We start from the raw sequence: 15,255 nt of genomic DNA on the forward strand, positions 1-15,255 counted from the left end.
GAGCCCATGCTCACCATCACCGTCGATGGAGTTCCCCTGCACTACCGCGACGAGGGCCGCGGGCTGCCGGTGCTGCTGTTCCACGCATTTCCGCTGAACGGAGATGCCTTCGAGAAGCAGGTGAAGGCGTTATCGGGGCGCTACCGCTTCATCATTCCGGACATCCGGGGCTTCGGGCGGAGCGGACTGGGGGATGGTCCCACGGAGATGTCGCGCATCGCCCGGGACGGGCTGACGCTGCTGGACGCGCTGAACGTGGAGTCGGCGGTGGTGGGTGGGGTGTCCATGGGCGGGTACGCCAGCATGGCGCTGCTGCGCGAGGACGCGGGCCGGGTGCGAGGGCTGGTGTTGGTGGACACGCAGGCCACGGCGGACGACGAGGCGGGACGGGCGCGGCGGGAGACGTCGGCGCAGGAGGCGCTGCGGGAGGGGCCCGAGGCGTCGGTGCGAGCGCTGCTGCCGAAGCTGGTGGCGGCGGGGCCGGACTCGGAGGTGGGACGCGAGGTGGCGGCGCTGATGCGGACGGCAGCACCGGCGGGCATCGCGGCGGCGCAGCGGGGCATGGCACTGAGGCCGGACGGCAAGGACATCCTCGCGCGCTACGCGGGGCCCGCGCTGGTGGTGGTGGGCGAGAAGGATCTGGTGACGCCGCTGGAGAAGGCGAAGCAGATGGCGGACCTCATCACCGGGGCGCGCCTGGAGGTGATTCCAGACGCGGCGCACCTGTCCAACCAGGAGCAGCCGGAGCGATTCAACGCGGTGCTCGACAGCTTCCTGTCGGGTCTGTGAGGAGTTCCCTCCTCCCGCGTCTCAGCTTCGCTCCGGCACCAGACGCCAGGCCTGCCCGAGCATCCGCCTCGGCATCAACCCGTTCTCCCCGGCTACCCAAGAATCTATAAGGGCGTACGCACGATCGTGCAGGCGACACCATCAACACAGCCCCGAGGGGTGGACATCCTGGACACCCAAACAACAATGATCCGGACATCCTTCTTGGTTCTCCTTCTTTCCATGTGCACGGCCACCAGCGCACTGGCTGCTGGAGAGGCTGGGCTCGAGCCCAGTAACGAGCGCTACATGCCCGTGGGCGATCCGAACCTGGATCCCAACTGGGACTGGACCCCTTCTGGAGCAGGACACACGCTGTACTTCACCGATCAGCTGGGCATCGTCCGCTCCACAGTCCGGCAACTTCCCTTCTACACGGCGGGGCATCCCCTCAACACGCTGGAGAAGGACATGTACCCCCAGGACGGTTGGGTCCTGGCCTACCGCGACTTCGGCACGCCCACGGCGGCGCCGGACGTGCCCTTCTTCGTCCTCTACAACAAGTACCGCGGCATCCTGCGCGTCATGCTCTTCAACTCCCGGGAGCTGACATACACCCGCTTCAACCTGGAGCTGAGCTTCAAGAGCAGCACGGCCGCTGGCGCGCTTTTGACCTACTCGGACGCCACCCGCGCCTTCCTGAATGACTACGACGCGACCAAGGTCGAGAGCTTCATGGTGGAGGCCAACTCCATCAACGGGTGGATCTACGGCGACTTCATGCTCACGGGCTACGATCCGGCCCTGAATGACGCCACCCAGTTGCGGCTACAGCTCCGGGGCATGGACGTGTCCAACGTCACCCTGGAGTCCACCGAGTTCACCCTGAGCCAGGTGTTCAGCGACGCCAACCCGGGCTCGTCGAGCAACCTGGGCAGCAACCTGGTCGAGTCGGCCACCAAGGGACACAAGTACTACAAGGACGTGGCCTCCGCCGTGAAGTCCGTGCGGGAGACGGCGAGCAAGGCGGCCGATGGAACGTGGTGGAAGAGCATCGTTCAGGGGTTGGTGGGCACGCCTTCCAGTCCCTCGGCTCTTTCCAAGATCGCCCCCATCGTGGGCGGGCTCGTCGGCTTCATCACCACCTTCATCGGAGGGCTGGATGACCCGGCACCCCGCGAGCCGCTGAACTTCCAGGGCTCGCTGAAGATGAGCGGAACCATCACCCTGTCGGCGCCCCTCTACGCCCTCGACTTCGCGACGAAGTACACCATCGGTGGTGGCAATCCGCCGGACTACTACCGGCCCCTCAACGATATTTCCTGGGGCATCTTCAACCTGGCCTCGAAGCCGATCGTCAAGGCCAAGGTCGAGCGGGAGTGCTCTCGTACCGGCTGCGTCATGCGGCGGACCCACAGCGTGGACTCCCTCCCCTCCCACGTCTTCAATCCGTCGGCGGGGCTGCAGTTGGTCTCGGTCCGATACGCCTTCACCTACGACAACAAGGTACCGACGGAGTTCTCCACCAACTCGTACTGGTACTTCGGTGGACTCGCCCCCACGGGCATGGCCGTGGAGGTGAAGATGCGGACGACGAGCCCGACCCTGTACTTCGATGACGACATCGTCCTCTACAAGGTCTATCCCGTCGCCATTCAGCTGGTGCAGTAGGAACCCCCCTCACGAACATGAGCGAGAACATGCGAACCCTGAATTGGATGATGGTCCTCGGCGCGGCCGTGGGGCCGATGTTGGGCTGCGGGACGCCGGATCCGCAGCCGCAGCCGCAACCTCAGCCCCGGACCCAGCTGCGGGTGCCGCTCTACTCGTACATTCCGGATGCGGCGGGAGATGGCCTCAAGGCCATGTCCGCCCGCATCGAGGCCGACTTCGAGCTTCAGCACCCGGACGTGGATCTGGTGGTGAACCCCTCGTGCTTCAAGGATGACCTCTACGAGCCCACCCAGCTCGCGAGCTCCCTCCAGGGACAGGGGGAGTGCGCCTACGATCTCGTCGAGACGGACACGATGCTCCTGGGAGAGCTCGTCGCCACCGGAGCGGTCCGTCCCTGGTCGGCGCTGCCGGAGGGCGTGAACTGGCACCCCGCGGGCGTCAAGGCCTCGACGCTGGAGGGCAAGCTGTACGGCGTGCCTCACTGGCTGTGCACGCACTACGTCATTTCGCGCGACGAGGCCGTGAGCAACGCCCGCACGGTGGATGAGCTGGTCCAGCTGCTCGCTTCACGCAAGACGCCGGAGATGGACGTGGCGGGCAACCTGCTGGGCAGCTGGAACCTGCCCTCGCTCTACCTCGACGCCTGGTCGGATACCCACGGCCCCGAGCAGATCCAATCGGCCGTCACCACGGAGCGCTATGACACGCAGGTGATTGCCGGAATGAGGTCCCTCGCCCAGGCCTGCGAGACCCCGGCGGGCAATCCCTGCCTCGATGGGACCTTCGACGCCGACGCGAACATCGATCTGCCCGCGACGCTCTTCGCGGAGGGCAAGGCCGACGTGACGCTGGGCTACTCGGAGCGGCTGCACACCATCTTGAAGAAGCTGCCCTCGGCGGCGGACCGTCAGCAGCTGCGCATCTCCCCCGCTCCGCTGGGCGCGGGCAGCCAGACCCTGCTGTTCACCGACTCCTTCTTCCTCGGGGCCCAGTGCACCGGCGAGTGCGAGAAGGCGGCCATGGCGTTCGTGAGCTACATGAGCCAGCCGAGCACGTACGCGTGGATCCTCCTCAGCGAGGACGCTCCCGCCACCGGGCGCGTGCCGCGCTACCTCATGCCCGCGAACCTGGATGCCTATCAGGCGCCTGGATTGAAGGAGGATCCCCTCTACCAGCGCATCGACACCACCACGCGCATCGCCTCTCCGTTCCCCAACAGCGGCGTGCTGGGGATCCGCAAGACGATGAGGGATCACCTCGTCCAGGAGCTCACGAAGGCCCCCTGAGCCGAGCAACCCTGGCGGAGGACTCCCGCGTGCTCACGGAGCCGCGGGGGCCTCCCGGGGCTCCGCTTCGTTGGGATGGGGCTCCCGAGCGGCCTGCTCCAGGTGGTCCACCCGCCGCAGCTCGGGGAAGGACCAGGCCCAGAGCGCCACCACCACCAGCGTGCCCACCGCGCCTGAGACCACCGCCGACACCGCGCCCATGTGCTCGGCGAAGACTCCGGCGCGGAACTCGCCCAGCTCGTTGGAGGCGCCGATGCAGACCATGTTCACGGCGCCCACGCGGCCGCGCATGTGATCCGGCGTGGCCACCATCTCCAGCGTGCTGCGCACCACCACGCTCACCATGTCGGCGGCACCCGCGATCGCCAGCGCCACGACGGACAGGGGCAGCGAGCGGCTCACCCCGAAGACGAGCGTGGCCGCGCCGAAGATGGCCACGGAGATGAACATCTTCCATCCGGCCCGGCCTCCGAGGGGACGGGAGGCGAGGAACACGGCCACCAGCGCCGCGCCCACCGCGGGCGCGCTGCGCAGCAGCCCCATGCCCCAGGGCCCCGTGTGCAGCACGTCGCGCGCGTAGATGGGCAACAGGGCCACCGCGCCACCCAACAGCACGGCGAACAGGTCCAGGGTGATGCTGCCCAGCAACAGCCGTTGCCGGCGCACGAAGTGGAACCCGGCCAGCAGCGTGGAGAAGGAGAACGGCTCGCGGGAGGACTGGCCCGTGCGCACCTTCAGGGACAGCATCCACAACACGGAGAGCGCGCACAGCAGGGCCGAACCGATATAGGCCCCCTTGGCGCCCCCCCACCCGTAGAGGAGCCCGCCCACGGCGGGACCGGCGATGGTGGCCACCTGCCAGGTGGTGGAGTTGATGGCCACCGCGCGCGTGAGCGCCTCGGGGGGCACCAGGCGGGGAACGAGCGCCGAGCTCGCGGGCGAGTAGAAGGCCCGCGCGGTGCCGAAGAGTACCAGCACGCCATAGACGAACCGCACGTCACTGACATGGCCCAACGTGAAGGAGAGCAGCAGCAGGCTGCACAGCAGCATGACGGATTGGCACACCACGATGATGGCGCGCCGATCCACCCGGTCCGCGACCTGACCTCCGACGAGGGCGAAGACGAGGAAGGGCAGGAACTGCGCGAGGCCCGTGTAGCCCAGGGCGAGCGCGCTGCCCGTCAACTCGTACACCTGCCAGCCGATGGCGACCGATTCGATTTGCACGGCGAGCACCGCGCACAGGCGTGCCAGCTGGTAGAAGCGGAAGTCGCGGTACTGGAAGACGGAGGGAGGGGCTGAGGGAGCGTCGGGAGAGGCCATGCGGTCAGGCGGCTCTAACGCAAGCTCCGTGCTCCCGCCAGTCACAGTTGGAGCAAGCAGGCCAGCAAGCGCCCTTCACCTTTCGACAGAGCCCTGTCAGGCTCCGGCCATGGCTGACTTGATCCTCACTGGAGCCTCGCGCGGCATTGGTCACGCCCTGGCGTTGGCCCTGGCCGAGCGGCGTGATGATCGGCTCGTGCTCGTCGCCCGCGACCGCGCCCGTCTGGATGCCCTCGTCACCGCCGTCGAGCAGAAGGGCGGCCACGCCGTCGCGGTGCCGGGAGACCTCTCGTCCCTGGCCGAGGCACGGGCCCTGGGGCAGCGCCTCGTCGAGGTGGTCACCCCTGGCGCGACGCTCATCCACAATGCCGGGCTGTGGCCGGCGAAGCGGGTGCTCACACCTGAAGGACTCGAGGCCGCCTTCGTGGTCAACCACCTGGCGCCGCTGGTGATGCAGCGGGCGCTGCTCGACGCCAGGCGCCTGCGCCGGATCCTGGTGGTGAGCGCCGGCCTGATCCTGAAGGGTCGCTTCGACGCCGCCCGCACGCCCACGGGCGAGGACTTCTCGGGCATCCGGACCTACTGCACCACGAAGCTCTGCTTCGCGCTGGCCATGCGCGACATCGCCGCCGCCGAGCCAGGGCTCGACGTCGTCGTCCTGCACCCTGGGGTAGTGCGCACGGACCTCGGGGCGCGCTCGGGCCCCATCGGATGGCTGCTATCACTCGTGAAGCGAGGCTGGGAGACGCCCGAGGTCTGCGCGGCACGGCTCGCGAGGATCCTCGAGCGAGAGCGCTGGTCGCCGGCGGGAGAAGCCCGCTGGCTCATCGAGGAGAACGAGCAGCCGTGGCCGGCGGTGGCGGAGGACGAAGCAACGAGGAGGGCGGTGCGAGAAACCACCGAGCGACTGCTCGCGAAGCAACCAACGAGTCCCCGGAAATAACCGGGTTACGCATGCTCCCTCTCCCTTTGGGAGAGGGCGGGGGGTGAGGGTATTCGCGTACTGAAGACCCTCACCCTGACCCTCTCCCAGGGGGAGAGGGGACATCCACGGCAGACTCAGACCTGGAGCGCCTTGGAGATCGGCAGTTCCCGGACGCGCGTACCCGTGAGAGCGAAGACCGCGTTGGCGATCGCCGGGGCGACGGGCGGAACACCGGGTTCACCCACTCCGCCCGGAGCCGCGTCGCTCTGGATGATATCGACGTGAATCTTCCGCGGCGTCTCCGCCATGCGCACCAACCGGACGTCGCGGAAGTTCGACTGCTGGGGCACGCCGCCCTTCATCGTGATCCCGCCATGGAGCGCCAGGCTCATTCCGAAGATGACCGAGCCCTCCATCTGGGCCCGGACGCGATCCGGATTGATCACCGTCCCCGCGTCCGCGACGATCCAGGCCTCATCGACACGGAGCTTGCCGGCGGCGTCACGCACGACCGAGGCGACCACGGCCGTGTAACTCACGAAGCTGCGATGGGCGGCGAGGCCCAGGGCCCTGCCCTCCTTCTTCCGGTCGTTCCACCGGGAGAGCTGCGTCACGCGCTCGATGACATTGCGCAGGCGCCGGACATCGACGGGGTGGGTCTCGAGGGGAGAGCCATAGTTCCTGAGGTTCTTGATCCCCAGCTCCTCGAGCGAGGACACGCGGGGCGGTCCGAGAATCTCCAGCATCACGTCGCGGGTGTCCTCCCCCCGGGCGTGGGCGATCTCGTCGATGAAGGAGTTGATCGAGAAGGCGTGGAAGATGTTGTAGACGGACCGGAGCCAGCCGATGCGGACGTGGGCATTGGCCTCGCAGGCCTCGGCGCGGACGTTGGGAACCGCGAGCGCGAGATCCAACACCCCCTGCTGGAGGTCCCCTTCCCCGGGCTTGTTGACGGGCGCGAAGGTCGAGCCGATGGGCGGGAACGCGGTGCGGTGCCGCCAGGCGACGACCTTGCCGCGCTCGTCGAGGCCCGCGCTCAGCAGCTGGGTGCTGACGGTGTTGTAGTAGTCGTGCTGGACGTCGTCCTCACGGGTCCACTGCACGCGCACCGGAGTACCGGCCTCCCTGGCGAGCAGCACGACCTCGGAGACGAAGTCCGCCTTCGACTTGCGCCCGAAGCCGCCGCCCAGGAAGGTCACGTGGACCTGGACCTTCTCCTCGGGAAGCCCGAGTGCCCGGGCCGCCTCGGTGCGGGCCGCCTGCGGATTCTGGGTGGGAGCCCAGACCTCGCAGGTGCCATCCTGGACGCGGGCGAGCGCGACGGGCGGCTCCATCGGCACGTGCGGGAGGTGGGGCACGTGATACTCCGCCTCGATCACACGCGCGGCCTTGGCGAGGGCGGCGTCCGCGTCCCCGACGTTCCGGACGGGCGTGCCGGGCGCGCGCACGGACGCGGTGAGCTCCTGACGGAACCGCTCCGAGTCGTACTTCGCGTTGTCCCCGTGCTCCCAGGTGATGTCGAGCGCCGCGCGGCCACGCATGGCGGCCCAGGTGTTCTCCGCGAGGACGGCGATACCGCCCCAGGACTGGAACATGTACGGAGGCTTCGGCGCGGGAAGCTCGATGACGCGCTTCACCCCGGGGATGGCGAGCGCGCGCGAGGCGTCATACCGCGCCACCCGGCCGCCCACGACGGGGGGCCGCGCGATCACCGCGATGAGCATGCCCGGGAGCCGGAGGTCGGCGCCGAACGTGGCGCTGCCGTTGACGTACGCGGGCGCGTCCAGCAACGGCAGCGGCCCACCGGTGCGCCGGAGCTCGGCCTTGGGCCGGAGCGGAACCGCCGCCGGCTTGGGCACGGGCAGCTTGCCCGCCTCGACGGCGAGCTCGCCGAAGCCGAAGGTGCGGTTGCTCCCGCGGTGGATCACCACGTGGTCGCGCGCCTCGCACTGCTCCGGCGCCACCTTCCAGCGCCTGGCCGCGGCGGCGATCAGCATCACGCGCGCGGTGGCCCCCACGCGCCGCATCTCCTCGTAGATGCTGCGAACGCTGTTGGAGCCGTCGGTGTTCTGGTCGCCGTAGGCCCGATCACCATCGGCCTGAACGATCTTCACCCGCGCCATGTCCGCGCCCAGCTCATCGGCGATCAGCACCGGGAGCGAGCTGCGGATACCCTGCCCCATCTCGGACCGGTGGCAGACGATCGTCACCAGCCCGTCGGGAGCCACGTGCACGAAGACGTTCGGGTTCAGCCCGGGCGAGGTCCTCTCCTCGGCCTGGGAGCTCGTCTTCGGCTTCGGTCCCGCCTGGCCCGTGGGCTCGCTGGTGGGCTTCTGGCCGGTGAAGAAGGCCAGGGCGAGCCCTCCGGCGGAGACGTTCATCCCGGCGAGGAATGTCCGCCGGGCAATCAACATGGGCTTCTTGCTCATGGATGTCCTCGTCATTCCTCGGAGATGCCGGCGACCTTCTTCACGGCCGCGCGGATGCGCGTGTACGTGCCACACCGGCACAGGTTGCCCGCGAGCGACTGGTCGATCTCCGCGTCGGTGGGCTTCGGATTCTTCGCCAGCAGGGCCGCCGCGGTCATGATCTGCCCGGCCTGGCAGAAGCCGCACTGGGGAACGCCCATGTCGACCCAGGCGCGCTGCAGGGGGTGACTACCATCGGCGGAGAGCCCCTCGATGGTGGTGATGGAGCGCCCGGCCGCGCGGCGGATGGGCGTCACGCACGAGCGCACCACCTGGCCGTCGAGGTGGAGGGTGCACGCGCCGCAGAGCGCCTGGCCGCAGCCGTACTTCGTCCCGGTGAGGCCCAGCACATCCCGCAGGGCCCAGAGCAGTGGCATCTCCGGGTCGACATCGAGCTCGTGCTCGACCCCGTTGACGCGAACTCGAATCGTCATGGCCGTGCCTCCTCGGAAGGACACTCGGCGCCCGTGTCGGCCCAGGCCGCCACGATGGCCCCGAAGAGCTTCTGGGTGCCCGGAGCGGGCTGCCGGTCCGCGCCCGGCGTCCAACCCCAGCCCACCAACTCGTCATGCGCGTTGTGCTCGACGATCTGCGCCAACGTCTTGCCTCCGTTCCGTTTGGGATCCTTCAGTTGCTCGCATATCGCGCGCGGGGTCTTGCCCACCCACGCCATCGAGCGCGGAGCGAGGTGCCAGTTCGGCGCACCGGGGACCCGCGCGAGCTCGAGGTTCTTGTCCTGGTGGCAGCTCGTGCACTCCATCCCGACCACGCCGCGATCCTCGGGGCCGCGCACGACGGGAGGATTGTGAGGCTGCCAGTCGGTGCCGTGATAGGGCGTATCGCCGTCGGGATGGCAGTTGGCGCACCGGGGATGGAGCAGGACCCGGCTGGCCTCGAGGAACAGGGCACGCGACCGGTCGGCCCGATCCGCGATGACTCCGAACGCCTCTGGGGAACGGAGCTCACCGGGACCCACCGGGGGGAGCGCGCCTCGTGCATCGACGGGCTCGGGCTGGCGCCGGCAGGCTCCCGCGGTGAGCAGAACGAAACCAGACGTCACGACGAGAAGGGCATTCCGCATCGGCGGCGAGAATCCAGGAATCAGGACGCACCCGCAACGGCGAAAACACGGAAGGAGCGAAACCCGAACTTCACCCACATTCCGCTTGCAAAAACGCGAACAGGTCAGCGGGGCACCTCGAAACGCACCCGCTCGCCGCATCCGGAGGGCTGGATGCCGAGCGGGGGGCAATCGGGGAAGGCGGCCGGCGAGCAGGCACTCACGGCGAGCACGGGGGGCTTTACGCTGCCGGTGGATCCCCACGGGCGTAATGAGGAAAGGTCCTTTCGGCTTGCTCCCACCCCGTCCAAAAGGAGACAGGAGCGGGGCTTCAACTGGGGGGCCTACAGGCCGGGGTGTTGGCCAGTGAACCAATGCGTGCCCGCCTCCGCCGACCGGAAGCCGGGCCCATCCAGCAATCGCGGTAGGGGCAATCGGGAGAAAGCAATGATGGAACTCAAGCGGGTGCTGCTCGTGGAGGACAGCCCCAACGACGCGGAGCTGACGTTGGAGGCGTTCGCGGAGACGGGACTGGCCAACGAAGTGGTGTGGGTGCGGGATGGACGGGAAGCGCTCGACTATCTCTTCCAGGAAGGCGCATTCGCCAGCCGGCCCCACGGGCAGCCTGCCGTGGTCCTGCTGGATTTGAAGATGCCCAAGGTGGATGGGTTGCAGGTGCTCGAGCAGGTCAAGAACAACCCGAACCTCAAGTCGGTCCCGGTGGTGATGCTCACCAGCAGCCGGGAAGAGGCGGATCTGGCGCGCTCCTACGGTCTGGGCGTCAACGCCTACGTGGTGAAGCCGGTGGGCTTTCCGGAGTTCGTCAAGGCATTGAAGGAGCTGGGACTGTTCTGGGCGGTGGTGAACGAACCGCCCCCGGGCTCGCTCCGGAGGTCCAACGCATCGTGATCGCGCGGGTCGAAGCGGAGCACCATACACAGGCACGGGAACAGGGCGGCAGGTTGTCCCTCCTCCTGGTGGAGGACAGCGCCCTGGATGCCGAGCTCATCGCCGCGCGGCTCGAGGAGGGCGGTCTGCTCTTCGAACTGCTCCGCGTGGACAGCGCCGAGAGCTTCAACGCGGCCCTGGCCGAGCACCGCTTCGACCTCATCCTCTCCGACTACAAAATCCCCGGCTTCGACGGGCTGAGCGCCCTGGATACCTGCCATCGCACGTGCCCGGAGGTGCCCTTCCTCTTCGTCTCGGGCGCCCTGGGCGAGGAGCGGGCCATCGAGCTGCTCAAGCGCGGCGCCACCGACTACGTCCTCAAGGACCGGCTGGATCGGCTGGTGCCGAGTATCGAGCGGGCCCTGCGCGAGGCACGCGAGCGGATGGACCGCCAGCGGGCCGAGGCACGGCTGCAGGAGCGCGAGCACACCCTCTCCACCCTCATGGCCAACCTGCCGGGCATGGCTTTCCGGCGCAAGGTGAAGGACAGGCCGTGGCACCTCGATTTCGCCAGTCAGGGATGCCTGGATCTCACGGGCTGGCCTCCCGAGTCCTTCGCCACTGGCGGAGAGATCAGCTGGGACCGCATCATCCATCCGGAGGACCTGGAGCGGATGGAGCGCGAGGTGAGAGCCGCCCTCGCCGAGCGCCGCCAGCTCTCGATCTCCTACCGCATCCGCACCCGCGGGGGTGAGGAGCGCTGGCTGTGGAGCCGCTCCCTGCCCCGGTTCGCTCCGGATGGCTCCCCGGAGTGCTTCGAGGGCTTCGTCACCGACATCACCCAGCAGAAGCAGGCCGAGGAAGAGGTGAAGCGGCGCATCGAGTTCGAGCAGCAGCTCATCGGCATCGTCTCGCACGACCTGCGCAACCCCCTCACCGCCATCATCTTCGGCGCCTCCGTGCTGCTCAAGCGCGAGGGCCTGGACGAGAAGGTCACCAGCTCGGCGCGACGCATCCTCGCGAGCGCCGAACGCGCGGGCCGCATGATCCGCGATCTGCTCGACTTCACCCAGGCGCGGCTGGGCGGCATCCCCGTGGCCCGCGCCCCGCTCTGCCTCCACGCCCAGGCGAGCCAGGTGATCGATGAGCTCGGACACACCCACCCCGAGCGCGGGCTGGAGCTCACCCGGGAGGGCGACACACATGGGGAGTGGGATCCGGATCGCATCGCGCAGGTCATCTCCAACCTGGTGGGCAACGCCCTCAAGTACTCGCCCCCGGACAGCGTGGTGAGGGTGCGCACCCGGGGCGAGCGCAACGTGGTGCTGCTCGAGGTCCACAACCGGGGCGAGCCGATTCCCCCGGCGCTCATTCCCGAGCTGTTCAAACCGCTCAACCGCGGCACGGCCAGGACGGACATGCAGACCCGCAGCATCGGGCTGGGGCTCTACATCGTCGACAACATCGTGCGCGCACACGGCGGCTCCGTCCACGTGAGCTCCACGGCCGCGGAGGGAACGATCTTCACCGTGCGGCTGCCGCGCAGCCCCTCTTCCGCCTAGAGGCCCCCCATGCATCCCCTTGATTTCGGAGAGCTCTTCCGGCTCTCCCCCAACCCCTACATGGTGCTCGACCGGCAGCTGCGCTACGTCACCGCCAACGACGCCTACCTGCGCTCCACCGCGAGCCGGCTCGAGGACATCCAGGGCCGCTTCCTCTTCGACCTCTTTCCCCACGACCCGAAGGACCCCAACAACGCCAGCGTGCAGTTGCTGCGCACCTCCCTGGAGCGCGTGCTCGCCACGCGGGCACCAGATGTCCTGGCCCTCATCCCCTACCGCGTCCCCATGCACACCGAGAAGGGCATCGTGGAGGCGGAGCGCTTCTGGAGCGCCACCCACACGCCCCTGCTCGATGCGAACGGGGAGGTGGCCTACATCCTCCAGCACACGGTGGACGTGACGGAGTTGCAGCAGCTCAAGCAGGCCGCCAACGAGGCGGAGCGGCGCGAGACCTCCGCGTCCGCCGCCCTGGAGGCGGGAGTGCTGGGCCGGGCCAGGAAGCTCCAGGAGGCCAACCAGCTGCTCGACTCCGAGCGCCGCCACCTCCTGAACCTCTTCGCGCAGGCCCCCAGCTTCATGTGCTTCCTTCGCGGAAGGGAGCACGTCTTCGAGCTGGCCAACCCCGCCTACGGCCAGCTGGTGGGACAGCGGGAGTTGGTGGGCAAGCCCGTGCGGCAGGCGCTGCCGGAGGTGGTGGGACAGGGCTTCGTCGAGCTGCTCGATCAAGTCTTCACCACGGGCGAGCCCTTCATCGGCCGTGGCGTGCGTGTCCTCCTCCAGCGGCACGCGGGGGCTCCGCAGGAGGAGGCGTACGTCGACTTCATCTACCAGCCCATCCAGGGAGCGAACGGCACGGTGGCGGGCATCTTCGTCCAGGGGCACGACATCACCGATCAGAAGCGGATGGAGGCCGCCCTCAAGGAGAGCGAAGCGCGCTTCCGCAACATGGCGGACCATGCTCCCGTCATGCTGTGGGTGACGGATCCCTCGGGCGCCTGCACCTACCTCAACAAGAGCTGGTACGAATTCACGGGACAGACCGAGGAGACGGGGCTGGGCTTCGGGTGGCTGGCGGCCACCCACCCGGACGACGTGAAGCGGGCCGAGGCCATCTTCCTCGAGGCCAACGCGAAGCAGGCGCCCTTCCAGCTCGAGTACCGGCTGCGGAGGAAGGACGGGGAGTATCGCTGGGCCATCGACGCGGCCTCGCCCCGCTACAGCCCCTCCGGCGAGTACCTGGGCTACATCGGCAGCGTCATCGACATCACGGAGAGCAAGCGCGCGGAGGAGGAGATGCGGCGCTTCAACCAGCAACTGGAGCGGCGGGTGCAGGAGCGCACCGCGGCGCTGCTGGAGGCCAACAAGGAACTGGAGTCCTTCAGCTACTCCGTCAGCCACGACCTGCGCGCGCCCCTGCGGCACATCATGGGTTTCGCCCAGCTGCTCGAATCGCGCACGAGCGAGAGCCTGGATGCCACCGCGCGCCGCCATGTGAAGACGATCGCCGAGGCGGCCCGGCAGGGTGGCAAGTTGGTGGATGACCTGCTCGAGTTCAGCCGCATGGGCCGCGCGGAGCTGAAGAAGGCGCCGGTGAGTCTGGGGGACCTCGTGGCGGAGGTGCGGCGCGAGCTCGCTCCCGAGGCCGAGGGACGCAAGGTGCAGTGGCGGGTGGGAGCCCTGCCCGAGGTGCAGGCCGACCCGGCGCTGTTGCGCCTGGTGTTCAAGAACCTGCTCTCCAATGCCCTGAAGTACTCGCGGCCCCGAGAGGAGGCGCTCATCGAGGTGGAGGCCCGCGACGGGGATGGCGAGCTCCAGGTCACCGTGCGCGACAACGGGGTGGGCTTCGAGATGCAGTACGTCGACAAGCTCTTCGGCGTCTTCCAGCGGCTGCACCGGCCCGAGCAGTTCGAGGGGACGGGAATCGGCCTGGCCAACGTGCGGCGCATCATCGCCCGGCATGGAGGGCGCACCTGGGCCGAGGGCGCGGTGGGGCAAGGGGCCACCTTCCACTTCACCCTGCCCCGGGCGGAGGTGGCTCGGCCACTCTCCGCCTGACGTTCCCTCCCGATGCCCCAGGTGCCCCAACGGGAGCCGCTCAGTTCGGCGGGCAGAAGATGATGTCGAAGTCCTCGGCGTTGCACGCCGCCATCACCGAGTCATCGCCGGACCACGAGTAGGACTGCGAGCAGGCCGCGTCGAAGTACCTCGCCACGACACTGTTGGGATTGTCGCGGTCGCGGCTCACGCAGGAGATGACCTTGCCGGCGGCGTTGCGCAGCTGTCCCTCCGCGGGGCAGTTCGGGAGCAGGTCCATCGGGCAGCTCCGCGTCTGCCCCGAGCAGGTCGTCGTCCCACCCAGCTCATAGGGAACGATCTTCAGGGGGAGGTTGTGGGCATCCACGTGGCTGAGGTTGAACCAGTCCCAGCTGGTGTAGGAGTAGAACACCTCGTTGAAGCCGAACTCCGCGAGCGAGTGGTGCTCGAAGCCCGGATCCTCTCCCTTGCGGAAGCCCCAGTAGCGCTTCGTGGGCATGTACGCGGTGACGGAGCCGATGGTCCGGCACGCCTCCTGGCCCGAGCCCAGGAGACCGCCCGTGATGTTGTTGCCGGCGAAGTTGACCTCGAAGCCGCACCGGTTGATGAAGCGCAGGGTGGTCTGCCCATCATTGGCGATGGCGCACCCGCGGCCCGTGCCCGGATCGGAGCCGCCGCTCACCTTGTCCAGGGTGTAGAGCTGGTTGGCGCTGCCGGTGTACGGGTACTGGACGTACTGCGTGCCGTTGTTCGCCGAGCCCCAGTACAGGTCCATCACCATGTCCGTGTGGCGCGCATGGATGCTGAACTGGTTGTTGCCCCGGGCCACGAACTTGAACTGCTGGTTGTTCGCGCCGACGTACGTCCACTGGTGGAAGTAGGCGTTCTGCGCGGTGCTGTTGTCCTTGATGTCGAGCGCCTTGTTGCTGTTGACGTTGATGATCTTCCAGTAACCATCCGACGTCGGGGAGATGTGGAACTTCTGAGCGTTGGTGCCGTTACAGTCCCACTGCTGCACCGTGGCTCCGTCCGCGGTGCTCGCCGAGGCGATGTCGACACACTTGTTGGTCATGACGGAGCGGATGACGTAGTCGCCCTCCGTGATGCTCGACACGATGGCCGTGCTCTGGAGCTGCCCGCTCACCTCGGCGCTCTCCAGCTCGTTGGCGGTGCAGCCACCCAGCCCCCCCACGACGCCCAACAACGACAGACAACGGTACACACTCATACGGAACATGGTGCTCTCCTGGGGCATGGCCCCATGAAA

12 protein-coding genes are annotated in these 15,255 nt (G+C 68.2%); 7 read left to right on the forward strand and 5 right to left on the reverse strand.

Going from position 1 to position 15,255, the window contains the following annotated elements; all coding sequences use genetic code 11:
• Positions 1-6 precede the first annotated feature (6 nt).
• The 3 genes from NR810_RS27500 to NR810_RS27510 all read left to right on the forward strand — a co-directional run bounded on the left by NR810_RS27500 (position 7) and on the right by NR810_RS27510 (position 3,728).
• Positions 7-789 (forward strand): alpha/beta fold hydrolase, encoded by a 783-nt coding sequence (locus NR810_RS27500; RefSeq protein WP_257457343.1) that lies wholly within the window; start codon positions 7-9, stop codon positions 787-789.
• Positions 790-1,077: 288 nt separating this feature from the next.
• Positions 1,078-2,439, forward strand: a complete 1,362-nt coding sequence (locus NR810_RS27505) for a hypothetical protein (RefSeq protein WP_257456854.1) — start codon at positions 1,078-1,080, stop codon at positions 2,437-2,439.
• Positions 2,440-2,468: 29 nt separating this feature from the next.
• Positions 2,469-3,728, forward strand: a complete 1,260-nt coding sequence (locus tag NR810_RS27510) for an extracellular solute-binding protein (RefSeq protein ID WP_257456855.1) — start codon at positions 2,469-2,471, stop codon at positions 3,726-3,728.
• A 33-nt stretch (positions 3,729-3,761) separates the two neighbouring features.
• On the opposite strand, the gene NR810_RS27515 is transcribed toward NR810_RS27510, so the two are convergent.
• Positions 3,762-5,051, reverse strand: a complete 1,290-nt coding sequence (locus tag NR810_RS27515; protein ID WP_257456856.1) for an MFS transporter — start codon at positions 5,049-5,051, stop codon at positions 3,762-3,764.
• A 109-nt stretch (positions 5,052-5,160) separates the two neighbouring features.
• Between NR810_RS27515 and NR810_RS27520 the strand changes: the two genes are divergently transcribed.
• A complete protein-coding gene (locus NR810_RS27520) occupies positions 5,161-5,994 on the forward strand; it encodes an SDR family NAD(P)-dependent oxidoreductase (protein WP_257456857.1) in 834 nt (277 codons plus the stop codon).
• A 116-nt stretch (positions 5,995-6,110) separates the two neighbouring features.
• Here NR810_RS27520 and NR810_RS27525 read toward each other — a convergent pair whose 3' ends face one another.
• Genes NR810_RS27525 through NR810_RS27535 form a run of 3 tightly spaced genes read right to left on the reverse strand, consistent with a single transcriptional unit; the run spans position 6,111 to position 9,525 of the window.
• Entirely contained in the window at positions 6,111-8,405 is a 2,295-nt protein-coding gene (locus NR810_RS27525) for a xanthine dehydrogenase family protein molybdopterin-binding subunit (RefSeq protein WP_257456867.1), read from the reverse strand.
• Positions 8,406-8,416: 11 nt separating this feature from the next.
• A complete protein-coding gene (locus NR810_RS27530; RefSeq protein WP_257456870.1) occupies positions 8,417-8,878 on the reverse strand; it encodes a (2Fe-2S)-binding protein in 462 nt (153 codons plus the stop codon).
• The gene (locus NR810_RS27535; protein ID WP_257456872.1) at positions 8,875-9,525 is read right to left on the reverse strand and encodes an Isoquinoline 1-oxidoreductase subunit; all 651 of its coding nucleotides are present in this window, start codon (positions 9,523-9,525) and stop codon (positions 8,875-8,877) included. The genes NR810_RS27530 and NR810_RS27535 overlap by 4 nt, the downstream gene beginning before the upstream one ends.
• Before the next feature lie 426 nt (positions 9,526-9,951).
• Here NR810_RS27535 and NR810_RS27540 point away from each other — a divergent pair, with 426 nt between their 5' ends.
• Genes NR810_RS27540 through NR810_RS27550 form a run of 3 tightly spaced genes read left to right on the forward strand, consistent with a single transcriptional unit; the run spans position 9,952 to position 14,009 of the window.
• A complete protein-coding gene (locus NR810_RS27540) occupies positions 9,952-10,413 on the forward strand; it encodes a response regulator (protein ID WP_257456875.1) in 462 nt (153 codons plus the stop codon).
• Positions 10,410-11,954, forward strand: a complete 1,545-nt coding sequence (locus tag NR810_RS27545; protein ID WP_257456878.1) for a sensor histidine kinase — start codon at positions 10,410-10,412, stop codon at positions 11,952-11,954. The genes NR810_RS27540 and NR810_RS27545 overlap by 4 nt, the downstream gene beginning before the upstream one ends.
• Before the next feature lie 9 nt (positions 11,955-11,963).
• On the forward strand, positions 11,964-14,009 hold the full coding sequence (locus NR810_RS27550; protein WP_257456894.1) for a PAS domain S-box protein: 2,046 nt from the start codon (positions 11,964-11,966) through the stop codon (positions 14,007-14,009).
• A 40-nt stretch (positions 14,010-14,049) separates the two neighbouring features.
• On the opposite strand, the gene NR810_RS27555 is transcribed toward NR810_RS27550, so the two are convergent.
• Complete coding sequence (locus tag NR810_RS27555; RefSeq protein WP_257456897.1) at positions 14,050-15,225, reverse strand: RICIN domain-containing protein; 1,176 nt, start codon at positions 15,223-15,225, stop codon at positions 14,050-14,052.
• Positions 15,226-15,255 lie beyond the last annotated feature (30 nt).

The sequence above is a fragment of the Archangium lipolyticum genome (genome assembly GCF_024623785.1).
Taxonomy (GTDB): domain Bacteria; phylum Myxococcota; class Myxococcia; order Myxococcales; family Myxococcaceae; genus Archangium; species Archangium lipolyticum.